19 protein-coding genes are annotated in these 14,161 nt (G+C 70.4%); 9 read left to right on the top strand and 10 right to left on the bottom strand.

Annotation, left to right across the window (positions count from 1 at the left end; translation table 11 throughout):
• The first annotated feature begins 18 nt into the window (after nucleotides 1–18).
• From ACLHG5_RS03870 to crcB, 4 genes are read left to right on the top strand one after another with little or no spacing between them, the layout of a single operon-like run.
• A complete protein-coding gene (locus ACLHG5_RS03870; RefSeq protein WP_411315514.1) occupies nucleotides 19–714 on the top strand; it encodes a Pr6Pr family membrane protein in 696 nt (231 codons plus the stop codon).
• Between the two features lie 9 nt (nucleotides 715–723).
• Complete coding sequence (locus tag ACLHG5_RS03875; RefSeq protein WP_411315513.1) at nucleotides 724–1,095, top strand: RNA-binding S4 domain-containing protein; 372 nt, start codon at nucleotides 724–726, stop codon at nucleotides 1,093–1,095.
• Nucleotides 1,088–1,579, top strand: a complete 492-nt coding sequence (locus ACLHG5_RS03880) for a fluoride efflux transporter FluC (RefSeq protein WP_411315512.1) — start codon at nucleotides 1,088–1,090, stop codon at nucleotides 1,577–1,579. Before ACLHG5_RS03875 ends, ACLHG5_RS03880 begins: the two co-directional genes overlap by 8 nt.
• Nucleotides 1,576–1,959: a fluoride efflux transporter CrcB gene (gene crcB, locus ACLHG5_RS03885; protein ID WP_411317913.1), complete on the top strand. Its 384-nt coding sequence runs from the start codon at nucleotides 1,576–1,578 to the stop codon at nucleotides 1,957–1,959. The genes ACLHG5_RS03880 and crcB overlap by 4 nt, the downstream gene beginning before the upstream one ends.
• 67 nt (nucleotides 1,960–2,026) lie before the next feature.
• Here crcB and ACLHG5_RS03890 read toward each other — a convergent pair whose 3' ends face one another.
• The 3 genes from ACLHG5_RS03890 to ACLHG5_RS03900 all read right to left on the bottom strand — a co-directional run bounded on the left by ACLHG5_RS03890 (nucleotide 2,027) and on the right by ACLHG5_RS03900 (nucleotide 5,115).
• On the bottom strand, nucleotides 2,027–2,656 hold the full coding sequence (locus ACLHG5_RS03890; RefSeq protein WP_411315510.1) for a histidine phosphatase family protein: 630 nt from the start codon (nucleotides 2,654–2,656) through the stop codon (nucleotides 2,027–2,029).
• A 12-nt stretch (nucleotides 2,657–2,668) separates the two neighbouring features.
• On the bottom strand, nucleotides 2,669–3,913 hold the full coding sequence (locus tag ACLHG5_RS03895) for a GAF domain-containing protein (RefSeq protein WP_411317914.1): 1,245 nt from the start codon (nucleotides 3,911–3,913) through the stop codon (nucleotides 2,669–2,671).
• 95 nt (nucleotides 3,914–4,008) lie between these two features.
• Nucleotides 4,009–5,115 (bottom strand): Rv2578c family radical SAM protein, encoded by a 1,107-nt coding sequence (locus ACLHG5_RS03900; protein ID WP_411317915.1) that lies wholly within the window; start codon nucleotides 5,113–5,115, stop codon nucleotides 4,009–4,011.
• 98 nt (nucleotides 5,116–5,213) lie between these two features.
• Here ACLHG5_RS03900 and ACLHG5_RS03905 point away from each other — a divergent pair, with 98 nt between their 5' ends.
• A complete protein-coding gene (locus ACLHG5_RS03905; RefSeq protein WP_411317916.1) occupies nucleotides 5,214–6,068 on the top strand; it encodes a hypothetical protein in 855 nt (284 codons plus the stop codon).
• 15 nt (nucleotides 6,069–6,083) lie between these two features.
• On the opposite strand, the gene ACLHG5_RS03910 is transcribed toward ACLHG5_RS03905, so the two are convergent.
• Both ACLHG5_RS03910 and ACLHG5_RS03915 read right to left on the bottom strand, forming a co-directional pair.
• Entirely contained in the window at nucleotides 6,084–6,695 is a 612-nt protein-coding gene (locus ACLHG5_RS03910; RefSeq protein WP_411317917.1) for a hypothetical protein, read from the bottom strand.
• 9 nt (nucleotides 6,696–6,704) lie between these two features.
• Nucleotides 6,705–7,625, bottom strand: coding sequence for an endonuclease/exonuclease/phosphatase family protein (locus ACLHG5_RS03915; protein WP_411317918.1), 921 nt, complete (start codon nucleotides 7,623–7,625; stop codon nucleotides 6,705–6,707).
• 96 nt (nucleotides 7,626–7,721) lie between these two features.
• On the opposite strand from ACLHG5_RS03915, the gene ACLHG5_RS03920 reads away from it, so the two are divergent.
• Entirely contained in the window at nucleotides 7,722–8,036 is a 315-nt protein-coding gene (locus ACLHG5_RS03920) for a hypothetical protein (RefSeq protein WP_411315504.1), read from the top strand.
• A gap of 22 nt (nucleotides 8,037–8,058) precedes the next feature.
• On the opposite strand, the gene ACLHG5_RS03925 is transcribed toward ACLHG5_RS03920, so the two are convergent.
• The 5 genes from ACLHG5_RS03925 to ACLHG5_RS03945 all read right to left on the bottom strand — a co-directional run bounded on the left by ACLHG5_RS03925 (nucleotide 8,059) and on the right by ACLHG5_RS03945 (nucleotide 11,644).
• Entirely contained in the window at nucleotides 8,059–8,307 is a 249-nt protein-coding gene (locus ACLHG5_RS03925) for a hypothetical protein (protein ID WP_411315503.1), read from the bottom strand.
• Nucleotides 8,308–8,317: 10 nt separating this feature from the next.
• Nucleotides 8,318–9,139: an SGNH/GDSL hydrolase family protein gene (locus tag ACLHG5_RS03930; RefSeq protein WP_411317919.1), complete on the bottom strand. Its 822-nt coding sequence runs from the start codon at nucleotides 9,137–9,139 to the stop codon at nucleotides 8,318–8,320.
• A gap of 7 nt (nucleotides 9,140–9,146) precedes the next feature.
• Nucleotides 9,147–9,884, bottom strand: a complete 738-nt coding sequence (locus tag ACLHG5_RS03935) for a TIGR04283 family arsenosugar biosynthesis glycosyltransferase (RefSeq protein WP_411316310.1) — start codon at nucleotides 9,882–9,884, stop codon at nucleotides 9,147–9,149.
• Nucleotides 9,884–11,005 (bottom strand): phosphotransferase, encoded by a 1,122-nt coding sequence (locus tag ACLHG5_RS03940; RefSeq protein ID WP_411317920.1) that lies wholly within the window; start codon nucleotides 11,003–11,005, stop codon nucleotides 9,884–9,886. The genes ACLHG5_RS03935 and ACLHG5_RS03940 overlap by 1 nt, the downstream gene beginning before the upstream one ends.
• A gap of 87 nt (nucleotides 11,006–11,092) precedes the next feature.
• Nucleotides 11,093–11,644 (bottom strand): CGNR zinc finger domain-containing protein, encoded by a 552-nt coding sequence (locus ACLHG5_RS03945; protein WP_411315500.1) that lies wholly within the window; start codon nucleotides 11,642–11,644, stop codon nucleotides 11,093–11,095.
• A 93-nt stretch (nucleotides 11,645–11,737) separates the two neighbouring features.
• Between ACLHG5_RS03945 and ACLHG5_RS03950 the strand changes: the two genes are divergently transcribed.
• The 3 genes from ACLHG5_RS03950 (at nucleotide 11,738) to ACLHG5_RS03960 (ending at nucleotide 14,021) form a co-directional block, all read left to right on the top strand.
• Nucleotides 11,738–12,742: an EamA family transporter gene (locus ACLHG5_RS03950; protein WP_411317921.1), complete on the top strand. Its 1,005-nt coding sequence runs from the start codon at nucleotides 11,738–11,740 to the stop codon at nucleotides 12,740–12,742.
• A 114-nt stretch (nucleotides 12,743–12,856) separates the two neighbouring features.
• Nucleotides 12,857–13,339, top strand: coding sequence for a hypothetical protein (locus ACLHG5_RS03955; protein WP_411317922.1), 483 nt, complete (start codon nucleotides 12,857–12,859; stop codon nucleotides 13,337–13,339).
• Nucleotides 13,340–13,538: 199 nt separating this feature from the next.
• Nucleotides 13,539–14,021 carry a hypothetical protein gene (locus ACLHG5_RS03960; protein WP_411317923.1) on the top strand — a complete coding sequence of 161 codons (483 nt, stop codon included), beginning with the start codon at nucleotides 13,539–13,541 and terminating at the stop codon, nucleotides 14,019–14,021.
• The last annotated feature ends 140 nt before the right edge of the window (nucleotides 14,022–14,161 follow it).

Raw genomic sequence — 14,161 nt, forward strand, 5'->3', positions numbered from 1 at the left:
GCGGCTACTGTGGCGACGGTGACCATCGACGCTCCCACCCGCTCGCCCGAGACCGCAGTTCCCGGATGGCACCGCCGCACATGGGGTGGCATCCGGCTCCTCGCCGTGGCCCTCGTCGTTGCGAGCATCGCGACCCAGATCACGGAGCAGGTCGCCGACGGATCGTTCGACCCCTCGCAGTACTTCGTGTACTTCACGATCCAGTCGAGCCTCATGAACATCGTCGTGCTCGGCGCTGCCGCGGTGCTCGCCTTCATGGTCGCGCGCGACTCCGAGTTCTTCACGGCTGTGCGCATGTGCATCGTCGTCTACGGCGTCATCACCGGGGCGGTCTACAACCTCCTGCTGCGGGGAATCCAGTCGAACGGCTTCGTGGGCGAGTGGTGGCCCAACGAGGTCATCCACGTCGTCATCCCGATCTACCTCGTCGTCGACTGGGTCGTCGCGCCGGGCCGTGCGCGATTGCGCTTCGGCTGGCTCGCGCTCGCGATCTCCTACCCGCTCCTCTGGGTCGCCGCGACGCTCGTGCGCGCCGAGGTCGACGGGTGGGTGCCCTACCCGTTCGTCGACGTCGACGGCCCCGACGGTGTCTCGGGGGTCGTGCTCTCGGTCGTGCAGATCGCTCTCGCGATCGTCGGTCTCGCGGTCGCCGCCATCCTCGTCTCGCGCGTCGGCGCGGCGGGTGCGCGGCCGCGCGTCGAGCGGAGTGCCTAGGCTCGAGGAATGGATGCCGCCACCGCTCGAGTCGACAGTTGGGTGTGGGCGGTCAGACTCGTGAAGACGCGGCCCCTCGCCGCGGCGTCGTGCAAGGGCGGACACGTGCTCGTCAACGGCGCCAAAGCCAAGCCGTCGACCCCGGTTCGCCCGGGAGACGAGGTGCGCGTGCGCACCGACGACGTGCAGCGCATCGTCACGGTCGTGCGCCCCATCGTCAAGCGCGTGAGTGCGCCTGCGGCCGCGACGTGTCTCATCGACCTCACCCCGCCCCCGCCGCCGCGCGAAGAGCGCCCCATCGCGCCTCAGCGCGATCGCGGCGCCGGCCGACCGACGAAACGTGAGCGCCGCGACATCGACAGGCTGCTCGGTCGTGGCTGAGAGTTCGTCACCGGAGCCCGACGACACCGAGGGCGAGTCCGGTGTCGCTGGTGGTATCGGCGGCAGCGGCGGCGGGGCCGTCGCGCCGGGGGTCGACGCCGTCTCGATCGGGCTCGTCTTCGTCGGGGGTGCTGTGGGCACGGCGCTGCGCGAAGGGGTGGCCCTCTCGATGGCGCCCGTGCCCGGCATCGCGACGCTCGTCGTCAACATCCTCGGGGCCTTTCTCCTCGGAGTGGTCGTGACGGTGCTGCTCGACCGGAGCTCACTTGGAGCCCACCGATTGCGCGTGCTGCTCGGAACGGGCGTGCTCGGCGGGTTCACGACCTACAGCGCGCTCGCGACGATCACGATGGAGGCCGGACAGATCGTGCCCTACGCCGCGGCCTACGCGGTCGGCACCGTCGTCTTCGGAGCTCTCGCGACCGGGGCCGGGATCGCCGTCGCCTCGGTGTTGCACCGTCGATCCGGGGAGCGACCGTCGTGACATCCCTCCTGTTCTTCGCCGTCGCCGCGCTCGGCGGTATCGGCGCCGTGGCTCGCTTCCTCGCCGACGCGGGCATGCGCCGCGTCATCCGCACGACCCTGCCCATCCCGATCGCCCTCATCAACATCACGGGATCGTTCGCCCTCGGAGTCGTGACCGCGCTCGCCGCGACCGCGGTGCTCGACGCCGACCTCGCGATCGTGCTCGGCGCCGGGTTTCTCGGCGGCTACACGACATTCAGCACTGCGAGCCTCGACACCGTGACCCTCGTGCGAGCGGGTCGGTTCGGAGAGGCTCTCGCCATCGGGCTCGGCACCCTCGTCGCGAGCGTCGCCGCCGCGGGGCTCGGCCTCGCGCTCGGCTACGCCCTCGCACGGTGACGGATGCCGCGGCCGGATGTCGAGCGCGAACGCGGGCAGCGAGCGCGCGGTCAGGCGAGAGCGCGGGTCAGAAGTCGCGCGGCGGCGAGTTCCAGTGCGCGAGCACCGGCTCGTCGTGCTCGAAACGCAGCTCGCTGATGGTCGCCGTGTCGAGGGTGAAGATGCGGCCCCGCTCCGCGGGCAGCCCGAGCCAGGCCGCGGCGAACGACCGCAAGTAGTGGCCGTGGGCGACGATCATGACGTCGCCGCCCGAATCGAGGGTCGGCAGCATCCGCTCGATCACCCGTCGGGCACGCGCGTAGACGTCGCCGCATGATTCGCCCGGGGTGGCTCCCGCCTCGACGCCGTCGTCCCACAGATTCCATCGCCCGCCGACGCGCTCGGCGATCTGCGGTGACGTGAGGCCCTCGTAGGCGCCGTAGTCCCACTCGGCGAGGTCGTCGTCGATCTCGAGGTGCTCGCCGAATCCGGCGAGGTGCGCCGTGCGCGTCGCGCGACGGCGCGGACTGCTGACGACGCGCGCGAATCGCTGGCCCTCGAGAGCGGCACCCACCGCACGGGCTTGATCTTCACCGCGCTCGGTCAGATCGAGGTCGGTCGAGCTCGTGTGTCGTCCGCTGCGACTCCACTCCGTCTCGCCGTGTCGAACGAGAACGATGCGCGTGAGACGTCCGTCGCGCGTGGGGGTGTCATCCATCCCCCGATCCTCTCACCCGCGTGGCTCCGTCGCCGGCGACGAGTCGGTCGCCCACTCCCACAGCTCCTTCTGCAGGAGCAGGGCGAGATCACGGAGCAGGGCGCTCTCCATCTCGGTGAACTCTCGAGGTGAGCTGCCCATGACACACAGCGTGCCGACCCTCTCCCCCTCGGGGGTCGAGATGGGGTGGCCGGCGTAGAAGAGGATGCCGTCGTCGCCCGTCACGTAGGGGCTCGACCGGAACACGGGATGCAGGGTCGCGTCGTCGACGATGAGGGGCCGGGAGTCGCGGATGGCGTGATCGCAGAACGAGCCCGACCGGGGCATGAGTCCGGGTTCGCGACCGCCGCGACGCGACTTGAACCACTGGCGATCCTCGTCGATGAAGCTCAGGGCGGCGATGTCGGCGCCGAAACTGGATCGGGCGTACTCGACGATCCTGTCGAAGCGCTCCTCCGGCGGGGTGTCGAGGATGCCGAGTCGTCGAAGCGCATCGAGCCGCGCCTTCTCCGCTGCCCTCTCCGAGACGGTGGCCGCGGCCTCGGCGCGTGCCTCGACGCACTTCGACTGGAGCACGGTGACCATCTGACCCGCGACCGCGTCACCCCACACGCGGTAGGTCTCGGGAGTCCGGTGACGATCGGGCTGCGAGAGGGTGCCCTCGGGGATGTGGAGGAGGTGCGCGGTGTCCTCGCGGGAGCACAGCGCGGCCAATCGCGCATTGAGGATCCGGCGGTGCCTCGACAGGATGGCGTGCACGACGCGCGTCATCGATCGCATGAGAGGAACCGGGGGGACGCTCGTGACGAAGACGGTCGTGTGAGCGCAGCGCTCTTGCACGTCGGCGAGCAAGCGGGAGTAGTGGCGAGCCCACGTGCGCGGAGTCGTCATCCGGAACACGTCGTTCATCCCGAGGGAGATGACGACCGCGTCGTATACCTCGATGTTGATCGGGCTGATGAGCTTCGGGGCCGTCGCGGCCGTCACCGTCGAATCGACGATGACGTCGACTTGAGCCCCGCGGTCGAGAGCCGCGCTGAGGGCTCGGGCGGTGTGACCGGGCAGAGCCAGATCGTGCGACAGCACACCCCAGCCGGTCACCGCTCCGCTCCCGATCATGAGAACGTGCAGCGGATCCGCCCCCGGAGCGTGACCGAGACCACGCGCCGGCGGCCGCGCGATGTCGTGCCACGTCGACGACGCGATCGACATCCACGCGCGCACGAACGGCCGCGCCGCCATACTCAGTGCAGTCATTCGTCGCCCCCCGGCATACCCGCTGCGACCCTCGGCCCCACGGCCGCTTCACGATTGTATCCGGCAAGAGGGTCGCCTCGACCATCGTGACGTCGCTAGAAGAGCATCGGTTGCGGAGAGGCCGCCGCGATCGAGGCTGCCGCCTCGGCGCTCTCCTGCTGCGGCGTCTCCGTCGCGGGCCGCGCGGCGACGGGAGGGGACCCGACACCGAGGGCACGCGATCGCGGGCCTCCCGTGACCGGATCCTCCCTGCCGCGCTCGAGCTTGTGCTTGCGGATGAGGGGCGCGATGCGGTCCGCGAGCCACGCGCGATACTCGGCGGGGGCGTAGGCACCGCGGGAGTAGAACTCGGCGTACTTCGCCACGAGTTCGGGGTGCTCGCGCTCGAGCCAGAGCATGAACCACTCCTTCGTTCCCGGCTTGAGGTACATCGACGAGTAGAGCACCGAGGTCGCTCCCGCCTCACTGATGCGCCGCAGCGCCTCGTCGAGGTGTGCGCGCGTGTCGGTGATGAACGGCAGGATCGGCATGAGGAAGACCGAGCAGTTGAGGCCCGCATCGCGAACCGCCGTGACGGTCTGCAGCCGAGCGGTCGCCGTGGGCGTTCCCGGTTCGACCGACTGCTGGATGCCGTCGTCGAAGATCGCGATCGACATCGCGAGATCGACCGTCGAGATTGCGCTCGCCTCGACGAGCACGGGGATGTCGCGGCGCAAGAGCGTTCCCTTGGTGAGGATGCTGAACGGCGTTCCGCTCGAGGCGAGAGCCGTGATGATCGACGGCATGAGGCGATAGCGTCCCTCGGCGCGCTGATAGGGGTCGGTGTTGGTTCCGAGGGCGACGGGCTGTCTCGTCCATGTCGGCTTCGCGAGCTCCTTCGCGAGCAACTCGCCGACGTTGACCTTGACGATGAGCTGGGAGTCGAAGTCGCGCCCCGCGTCGAGGTCGAGGTAGCCGTGGGTCGGGCGTGCGAAACAGTACGCGCACGCGTGCTGGCAGCCGCGCATCGGGTTGATCGTCCACCCGAACGGCATCGCGCTGCGGCCGGGAACCTTGTTGAGCGCCGACTTCGCGAGCACCTCGTAGAAGGTCACCCCCTGGAAGTCGGGTGTGCGCACCGTGCGCACGAGGTTGTTGAGTCGCGCGAGGCCGGGGAGGGCATCCCCCCGCTCCTCGTTGATCTCCTGCCCACTCCACCGCATGGCCTCAGTCGAACATACATTCGAACGCGGGTCAATCGCGCGGCCGGCGGCAGTGGTGCGCGCGGCCGCGAGGCCACCTCTGCTGCGAGGATGGTCGCGTGAAGACAACTCCCCCACTCGGCCTCCTGCTCGACGTCGACGGTCCCATCGCGAGCCCCGTGAGTCGATCGATCGGCATCGACTCGATCACGCGCGACCTCGTGACCCTCGCGGGCCGGGGCATCCCCGTCGTCTTCAACACGGGGCGCACCGACGCCTTCTTGCGCGACGAGGTCATCAAGCCCCTTCTCGCGGCGGGTCTCGCGGCCGACGCGCGCGTCTACGGCGTGTGCGAGAAGGGGGCCGTGTGGTTCGGCGCGACGATAACGAACTTCGCGGGGATCCAGGTCGACGACTCGCTCACCCTCCAGGCCGACGCCGTCGCCGCGCTCCGCACGGTGCACGAATCGTTCACCGACTGGATGTTCTGGGACGACGGCAAGAGGTCGATGGTATCGCTCGAGCAGCGCACGGATGTCGACAGCGCGGCGTTCCTCCCCGAGCGCGACCGCTTCTGCGCCGACGCCTACGAGGCGCTCGACGCTCTCGGCATCGGAGTCGAGTGGCTCGGTCGCCGCAACGCGGCGGAGCCGACCGTGCGAATCGACCCGACGATCATCTCGATCGACGTCGAGGCCGTCGGTGTGGGAAAAGACCTCGGCGCCGAGCGCGCCCTCGAACTCCTCGCCGCGAGCGGCGAGATCCCTCGCGTGTGGCGCACCGTCGGTGACTCACGCACCGACTACGCCATGGCCGACTACCTGCACGCCGAGGGCTTCGAGGTCGCGCACGTCGACGTCCGCCCCGCCGACGGGGTGCCCGAGAAGGACTACCCGATCCAGACCATGGGTGACCTCGTGAACGACGACGCGGGTGCGGCGTTCCTCGCCGAGTGCGTCGAGCGATACCGCTAGGGAGCCCGAAGACTGCTACCCGGCTGAGCTCGTCGCCCGCCTCGTCGCATCGACGGACCGGTCGCCCGCGCGAATCGCCGGGAGGGCGACTCCCGACACGAGGGCACCGAGACCGCCGGCGACGAGGTCGCCGATCGTGTCGTCGTATCCGACGAAGATGCGGCTGTCGACGAGGTTGTGTCCGAGCCACTCCGCGATCTCCCACACGACCCCGAACGCGAGCCCGAGCGCGGTGACGACGATGATGCTCGCGGCGCGCGTGTGGCGCGAGCCGCGGGCGATGTCGAGAATGCCCGTCTTCTCGAGCACGAGGGCCGCCATCGCGGCGATCACGCCGTTGGCCACGAAGTGGATGAGCAGATCCCAGCCCGGAATCGTGGTGTAGAGCTCGAGAACGCTGCTCCACGCGGCGATCAGGAGGGTGAGACCGGCGAGGATGTCGAATGCCGGCCGGGAGCCGAGCATCCGGGGCAGGAGCAGACCGAGGAGGGTGAGGGCGAAGACCGCGAACTCGACGACACCCCACCCGATCGTCGCGACGACGATGCTCACGACGCCGGCGGCGCGGATGGCGTCGGCGACCGTCTCGCCCGCGCCCCGCGGTGCCCGCAGGAATGTCTCGATCACAGCTGAATCCTAGGTGGCCGCGATGTCCGTGCGCGGGGTGTCGACACTCACGACCGCTTGGACGGGCTCGTGGTCCGATGCTGCTGCACCGGGTGCTCCCGCGCTCTGCGGTGCCGTGCCGTCGAAGCGGGTGGCGTTGATCGCCGCGGACTGCACATCGACACCGTCGCTCACGAGGATCCAGTCGATGCGCTTGGCTCCCTCGCGCGGTCGCTTGTAGTTCGAGAACGTCGCCCACTCGGGCGTCACCCTCGTGTGCGCGGTCATCCACGAGTCGTGCAGGGGTCCGTCGTCGACGAACGCGCGGTAGGCGCAGGAGTCGGGCCGCGCGTTGAAGTCGCCCATGACGACGGCGGGGTGGTCGCCGCGCGACACGAGGTCGCTCACGAGTCTGCTCGACCGCACGCGCGACTTCACCGAGATGTGGTCGAAGTGCGTGTTGATCACGCGGAGGTGCCGCCCCGTCGCGGCGTCGAGCAGGTCGGCTCGCACGGCGATCCGCGGGATCATGTTGCCCCACGACCGCGAGCCCGGCACATCGGGGGTGTCGGAGAGGGCGATCTGCTCCCAGTCGACCACGGTGAATCTCTCGCGATCGAAGAACAGGGTGCACCGCTCGCCCGAGCCGTCGCGGTTGCGACCCCTCCCGACGCTCGCGAACCGCGGCCCGAGGCTGTCGGCGACGAACGCGCTCTGGTCGGCGAGAGCCTCCTGCACCCCGAGGATGCTCGGGCGCTCGGCCCTCAGGAGCGCTCGGAGAAGCGGGCGGCGGAGTTTCCAGGAGTCCGGGTGCCCGGCGCGCACGTGGGGCATCCGTCGCCGGATGTTGAACGACATGATGTGCACGGCGGGGGCATCGGTCGGGCCGACGATCGGGCCGGCGGAGCGACCTGTTGCCGAGGCATCCGTCCGGTCGTCGTGTGAAGCCATGCCCCCAGTCTCGCGCACCGAACCTGCGCGGTCGTGCGCGGCCGCGCGTGCTCGAGCGAGGTGCCACACGGTGCTGCTGCGCCTATCGTGGGACCCATGACGCACCCCACAGAGAGCTACCCGCAGGGCGAAGCCGGTCCCGACACCGAGTCCGGCCCCGTCGACCCCTCCGACGCCGACGGGGTCGACGACGACGCCGACACGGATGCGGCCCCCGACGCCGAGCTCACCGATGACGGGTCGCTCGCCGCGATCTCCACGGCCGTGGCGAGCGGAACGACCGAGTCGGGCGACACCGAAGCCGCCGTCGAGGCGACGACCGTGGGCAAGCCGCACTCGCGCCCGAGCGACGCCAATCCCGAGGCCCTCGTCGAAGGCGGCCGTGTCGCGACCGCGGAAGACATGGAGTAGTCGCGCTCCGCGTCGGGTGCAGCTAGGGCGTCTCCCGCGGTGCGGGGCACAGGAGCCGCGTCGGGATCGTCGCGCTCCCCCGTCGCACGTCGTGGTCGCCCATCGGGTTGCCGCACACGGGGCAGAGCGAGCGGCCGTCGGGAGGCACGACATCCGCTTCGTCCCCGCCGCCGAGCTGAGCCGGCCCGGCGATCGGGTAGAGGAAGCGGTTGATGCGATTCCAGAACCCCGGTCGCCCGTCGAAAGGGTTCGGTGGTCTGTAGTCGGTCACGATACGTCCATTATCGGCGCTCGGACACGTCGACGGGGCTGAGGGTCGCGATCTTCGGTTCCCGGTCGTCGCCGGACGAGCGCCCGGTCACGCGCCTGCCGATCCACGGGAGCACGTACTCGCGCCAGTAGGCCGCCGTGCGCTGACGAGGGGCGTCGGGCTCCGCGGATCCCGCGGGCGACTGCGCGCCCGTGCTCGCCGTCGGGGTCGCGGCCACGGGCACGCCGAGCGCCGCGAGCACGTTGCTCGCCACACGTGCGTGCCCGGCGGGGCCCAGGTGCAAGCGGTCTCGAGACCAGAACGGCGCTTCGGCGAGCTCGGCGTCTGCCCAGTTGTCGACGAACGTCACGTGGTCTTTCGGCAACCTCGAGCGGATGGCCTCGGCGAGCCGCTCACCGCGCCCCTCCACGAAGGCGCCGAGGGGAATGTGTTTGGTGGGGTTCGCGCCGCTCGCGAGCACGACGTGGGAGCCGCGGTCGACGGCGAGATCCACGGCCCGCTCGAGCGAGTCGGCGACCTGCGCGATCGACACGCGCGGACGCATGATGTCGTTGCCTCCCCCGTTGATGCTCACGAGCTCGGGGGTCATCGCGAGTGCCGCATCGAGTTGCCCACCGACGATGGGAGCGAGCAGTCTGCCGCGGATGGCGAGGTTCGCGTAACGCACCGGCGCGGTCGAGGCGAACGCGAGAGACAGCGCCACGAGATCGGCCCACCCGCGCACGGTCCCGTCGGCGAGTTCGTCGCCGACGCCCTCGGTGAAGCTGTCGCCGATGGCGACATAGCTCGCGAAGAGCGGGGGCGACGGGGGCGCGCTGGCGGGGTTCGACACTCGGGAACTATAACCGCGCGGCCCCCTCGCCCTTGTCCTCGGCCGAGCCAGCATCGCGAGCGCGATAGCCGTATCGCCTCGCGAGAGTCTCGGGGTCGGCGCCGAGTCGATACTCGAACCGCAAGCGCCACATCAGAACGATCGTGCGCCAGACCCCGTGCTGCTCCCACCGCCGCGCCGACGTGACGACGACGTCGCGGATGCGCGCGGGCCGCGAGTGACGGCGGAGGATCGCCGAGAGGGCGACATCCTCCATGAGGGGCAGGTCGGGAAAGCCGCCGACCCTATCGAACAGGTCGCGCTGCACGAAGAGGGCCTGGTCTCCCGTGACGATGCCGCTCGCGTGCGATCGCCAGTTCATCGCCGTCGAGACGACCGCGAGGGTGCGGCGGTCGCTGTCGATGCGCACGTCGAACCGGCCCCAGCGGAAGCCGCGAGCGATGGCCGCGCCGATCCTCGCGTCGGCGTCCGCGGGGAGCGCTGTGTCGGCGTGCAGAAAAAGCAGGGTCTCGCGCTCGACCGCCGCCGCGCCCGCGTTCATCTGCGCAGCACGACCGCGGGGAGCGGTGAGCACGAGGTCGGCGAGGGGTGCCGCGACCGCCACGGTGCCGTCGGAGCTGCCGCCGTCCACGACGACGAGCACGACGCCGCGGTCGCGCAGCGGTGTCAGGGCGGCGAGTCGCTCGGCGAGGACATCCGCCTCATCGAGCACGGGAACGACGATCGCGATCGACGCGGCCGGCATCACGACGATGCCACCCGCAGATCGAACTCGTCGAAACCGGCGACGATGGTCTCGATGACGGCAGGGTCGAGATAGTGGTCGACGCGCCCGCGAACGTGCGAGGTCACGGCGGGATCGCTGTTCGCCGCCGACCAGTCTTCGCCGTCGGGAGTGGATGCCGCGCTCGCGCTCGACAGCACGCGCCACTTGGCGCACCACGTGACCGACCACAGCCACATCGCACGGCGCAGCGGGGCGAGCCACTCCTCGTCTCCCGCCGGCGCCACCACGGCCGACCAGTCCCGCGAGAACTCGACGAGCTGGTCGGTCGAGAGCGCGACGGTCGCCCCCGGTTCCCACGTCGTCGAGGTGTAGAGGGTCGCGTGAGCGAGGTCGAGGGGCGCGTAGCTGTAGCGACACTTCTCGAGGTCGACGAGCACGGCCGAGCCGTCGGCGCGCACGACGAAATTGCCCGGGTGGGCGTCGAAGGCGATCAAGCGCTTCGCGGGCCGATCCGCTCGCGCCACGAGCGCGCCGAGGCGATCGAGCTCGCGGTCGATCATCGCGCGGGCGGGGGCGGCGATCATCGCGTCGTCGAGATGGAGCGCGTGGGCGCGCACCTCGTCGTCGAGCGCGGCGAGAGGGTCGGGGGCATCCCCCAGGGGCGGGCGCGAGCCGGGCTGCGGAACCGGGAGTGCGTGGATGCGCGCGAGAGTCTCGGCGATCTGCGGCAGATCGGCAGGAAGCTCCGCGGGCCGCCCGACGATGTGTTCCACGAGGAGGGCTCCCCTAGGCAGCGTCGGGCGAGGGCGCAGCACCCCGACGAGCCGCGGGGTCCTGCCGCTCGCGCCCGCCCTCTCGAAGCACGCCGCCTGGTAGTCGAGATTCGCGTGGGCGTCGAGCTGCATCTGGCTCTGCTTCGGGATTCGCGCGAGCACGCCGTGATCTCCGAGCCGCACGTGGTGGTGCGCGAGCCCCGAGTCGGTGAGCGGATCGAGCACGCCGCCGCCGAACTGCGGTGCCTCGAGGGCGATCGCCTCGGCGAGACCGAACAGCAGCCCCGCGAGAGACGTGATCGGCGGTGGGGTGGCGCTCGCGTCGGTGCGCTGGCTCACGTGCGGGTCGGCGTCACGGTCGGTCACGCGATCACCGTATCGTGAGCCCCTGCGCTCGGGGCCGACTGCTCAGGGGGCGACCGCGCGGGGCTACCGCGCCGCGCCTCGCGCCGGCTAGTCGGTGGCGCGGCGCTCGCGGAAGGCGACCATGTTCATCCGATTGCCGCACCTCACGCTGCAGAAGCGGCGCGACCCGTTGCGGGAGAGGTCGGCGAGCAGCCCGTCGCAATCGGTCGCCGCGCACCGGCGCAGACGGTCGGTCTCGTTCGTGCGGATGACGTCGACGAGGGCGAGAGCCGACTCGGCCCCGATGCGCTCGCCGAGGGGGGCGTCGTTGGATGTCGCGTGCAGGTGCCAGTCGTAGTCGTCGTGCCGCGCGAGCCACGGTGAGGCGGTCGCTGCCTGGAGCATGGCGTTGACCTCGTGGGCGAGGGTGTCGCGATCGAGGGTCCAGATCTCGCGGATGCGATCGCGCGTCGCGACGACGTCGGCGAGTTCGGCATCGTCGCGATCGAACCGACCGGTGTAGCGGAACCGCTCGAGCATCGCGTCGAGCTGCGCCCGTGTCGACAGCTCGTCGAGCCCGCTGCGCGACGCTGTCGGAGCGGTGTTGGCGAGGGCGACGTTGAAGACGAGAACGTCTTCCGTGTCAGGGGCAAAATGCAAGTTGACTCCTTACTCAGGGGGACTCTACTCTCAGCATCAGGGTCACGTCGACCCGACGGTCGACCCGCAGGTCGAACTCGCGAAAGAACAGTCATGCAGCAGCGATCCTCCCGTGCCGGTCTCGCCATCGCGGTGCTCGCCGCAGCGTCGTTCGGATTCTCCGGACCCTTCGTCAAGCCGCTCCTCGAGGCGGGTTGGAGCCCGTCGGCCGCCGTCGCCGTGCGCGCGGCGATCGGAGCCGTCGTGCTCGCGCCCCTCGCGCTCCACTCGCTGCGGGGACGCTGGGCGACGGTGTGGCCCGCGCGCTGGCGCATCCTCGGAATGGCCGTGCTCGGTGTCGTCGGAACCCAGTTCTTCTACTTCGCGGCCGTCGAGCGCATCCCCGTCGGCACCGCGATCCTCATCGAATACATGGCGCCGCTCGTGCTCGTCGGCGTCGCGTGGGTCGTGACGAGGCGGATGCCGCAGCGCGTCGTGCTCATCGGATCCGTCTCGGCGTTCGCGGGGCTCATCCTCGTCGTCTCGCCGAGCGGAGCGTCGACCCTCGACCCGCTCGGGCTCGCGTCGGCGCTCGCCGCGATGCTGTGCTGCGCCGCCTACTTCGTGATCGCCGCGCGACCGACCGCGGGGCTGCCACCGCTCGCCCTCGCCGGTCTCGGTCTCGCGATCGCCCCGTTCGTGCTCGCGCTCACCTCCCTCGTCGGGCTCGCGCCGTTCCAGACGACGACCGCCGACGTCTCGATGCTCGACACCCTCGTGCCCTGGTGGGTTCCGCTGCTCGTCGTCGGCGTGGTGTCGACGGCCGTGTCGTACGCCGCGAGCATCACCGCGACATCCATGCTCGGGTCGAGGCTCGCCTCGTTCGTCGGGCTGCTCGAGGTAGCCGCCGCCGCCGTCGTGGCCTGGTTGCTGCTCGGTGAGGTGCTCACCCTCCTGCAGTTCGCGGGGGCCGTGCTCATCCTCGCGGGGATCGCGTTCGTGCGGTCGGCGAAACCCGACGCCGAGCTCGCGGTCGTCGTGGGGCCGGATTTGGGGCCCGGCGCGACGGCCGGGGTGACGCATCGCGGTCGCATTCGGCGCTCATCCCGCGTCGGATAGGACGATTCGCGACCGCGACCGCTCCCCCGATCGAAGGGTGACGGGCGACTCGAACGCTCGAGTCGTCACGAACGTTGGGTGTCGAAGGGCGCACTTTCTCGCGATGCTTGTCGGGTGAACTCGAGACGGATGCTGTCGACCATCGCTGCGGCGACGATCGGTGCCGCGCTGCTCGCCGGGTGCGCCGCCGGCCCGGGCGCCGGAACCCTCGAGGCGCCGCCGAGTGTCGCCGACGAGAGCTATCGCGGGCTTCCGAACACCGCGGGCGACGCGAGCGACGATGCCGGCGGCGGCGGTTCGGGAGCCCCCGTCGACGACGGCCTGACGACGGGCGAACCGAGTGCCCGCTGGGTCGAGCGGCCCGGCAGGTTCGCGATCACCGTGTTCGGCAGCTCGAGTTGCCCCGCCGTGCCGACGGCGATGGAGGCGTCCGCGTCGGATCGTGTGACTGTCTCCTTCGAGACCGACTCGAGCGGCGAGTGTACGGCCGACATGGCGGCGACGACCCACGAGTTCACGGTGCCGAGCGAGGCATCCGCTCTTCCGCTCACGATCGTCATCGACGGCGATCCGCCGCTCGAGCTCGTGCTCGACTGAGGTCGTTGCCCGCTCGTCGCGACGGCTTTCGATGCTCCTGGGCGCGCATCGTGGACGCATTCCGTTCGATGCCGCTTCTCAGAACAGCCGTTTGCGACCGCGATCGTGCGGCGGCGACACGGTGGTCGAGGCGCCCGAACGCTCGAGTGCTCGGGAACGTTGGGTGTCGCCGATCCGGGTTTGTCGCGATGCTGGAGTAATGAACTCGAGACGGATGCTGTCGACCATCGCCGCGGCGACGATCGGTGCCGCGCTACTCTCCGGCTGCGCCGCCGAGCCCGCCGCCGGTCCCGCCGCCGAACCCGGCGGTGCGCCAGGAACCGAACCGCTCGACTCTCCCTCGAGCGTCGTCTACGACAGCTACCCGGGGCATCCCGACGGCGGGAGCGCGGGCCTCGACGACGGCGTGTTCACCGGTGAGCCGATCGTTCAGTGGGTCGATCGCGCGGCGTCGTTCTCGATCACCGTCTTCGACAGCTCGAGTTGCCCTGCCTCGCCCACCTCGATCGAGACGACGGCGCCACACCTCGTGACGGTGACCCTCGGGAGCGACCCTCTCGCCCCGTGCACCGACGACCTCGCGCCGACGACCCACGAGTTAAGGGTGCCGAGCGAGGCATCCGCTCTACCGCTCACGATCGTTCTCGAGGGCGACTTCGTCGCGGAGTTCGTGCTCGACTGAGGCGGGCCCGCATCGCGGTCGCATTCTGCTCGAAGGCGCGCTGAGAGCAACCATTCGCGACCGCGCGAGGGCTCAGCCGTGCGTGTGCCGAGCGTTTTTGCGACACGCCGCAGCAATGTCGGTGGCAATTGACATGTTCG

It is taken from the genome of Marisediminicola sp. LYQ85 (genome assembly GCF_046600695.1).
GTDB lineage: Bacteria > Actinomycetota > Actinomycetes > Actinomycetales > Microbacteriaceae > Marisediminicola.

Bases quoted from the DNA above. Each gene is read 5' to 3' on its own strand.
- ACLHG5_RS03875 (WP_411315513.1), top strand. From the start codon at position 724: ATGGATGCCGCCACCGCTCGAGTCGACAGTTGGGTGTGGGCGGTCAGA.
- ACLHG5_RS03890 (WP_411315510.1), bottom strand. From the start codon at position 2,656: ATGGATGACACCCCCACGCGCGACGGACGTCTCACGCGCATCGTTCTC.
- ACLHG5_RS03895 (WP_411317914.1), bottom strand. From the start codon at position 3,913: ATGACTGCACTGAGTATGGCGGCGCGGCCGTTCGTGCGCGCGTGGATG.
- ACLHG5_RS03900 (WP_411317915.1), bottom strand. From the start codon at position 5,115: ATGCGGTGGAGTGGGCAGGAGATCAACGAGGAGCGGGGGGATGCCCTC.
- ACLHG5_RS03915 (WP_411317918.1), bottom strand. From the start codon at position 7,625: ATGGCTTCACACGACGACCGGACGGATGCCTCGGCAACAGGTCGCTCC.
- ACLHG5_RS03920 (WP_411315504.1), top strand. From the start codon at position 7,722: ATGACGCACCCCACAGAGAGCTACCCGCAGGGCGAAGCCGGTCCCGAC.
- ACLHG5_RS03935 (WP_411316310.1), bottom strand. From the start codon at position 9,884: ATGCCGGCCGCGTCGATCGCGATCGTCGTTCCCGTGCTCGATGAGGCG.
- ACLHG5_RS03950 (WP_411317921.1), top strand. From the start codon at position 11,738: ATGCAGCAGCGATCCTCCCGTGCCGGTCTCGCCATCGCGGTGCTCGCC.
- ACLHG5_RS03960 (WP_411317923.1), top strand. From the start codon at position 13,539: ATGAACTCGAGACGGATGCTGTCGACCATCGCCGCGGCGACGATCGGT.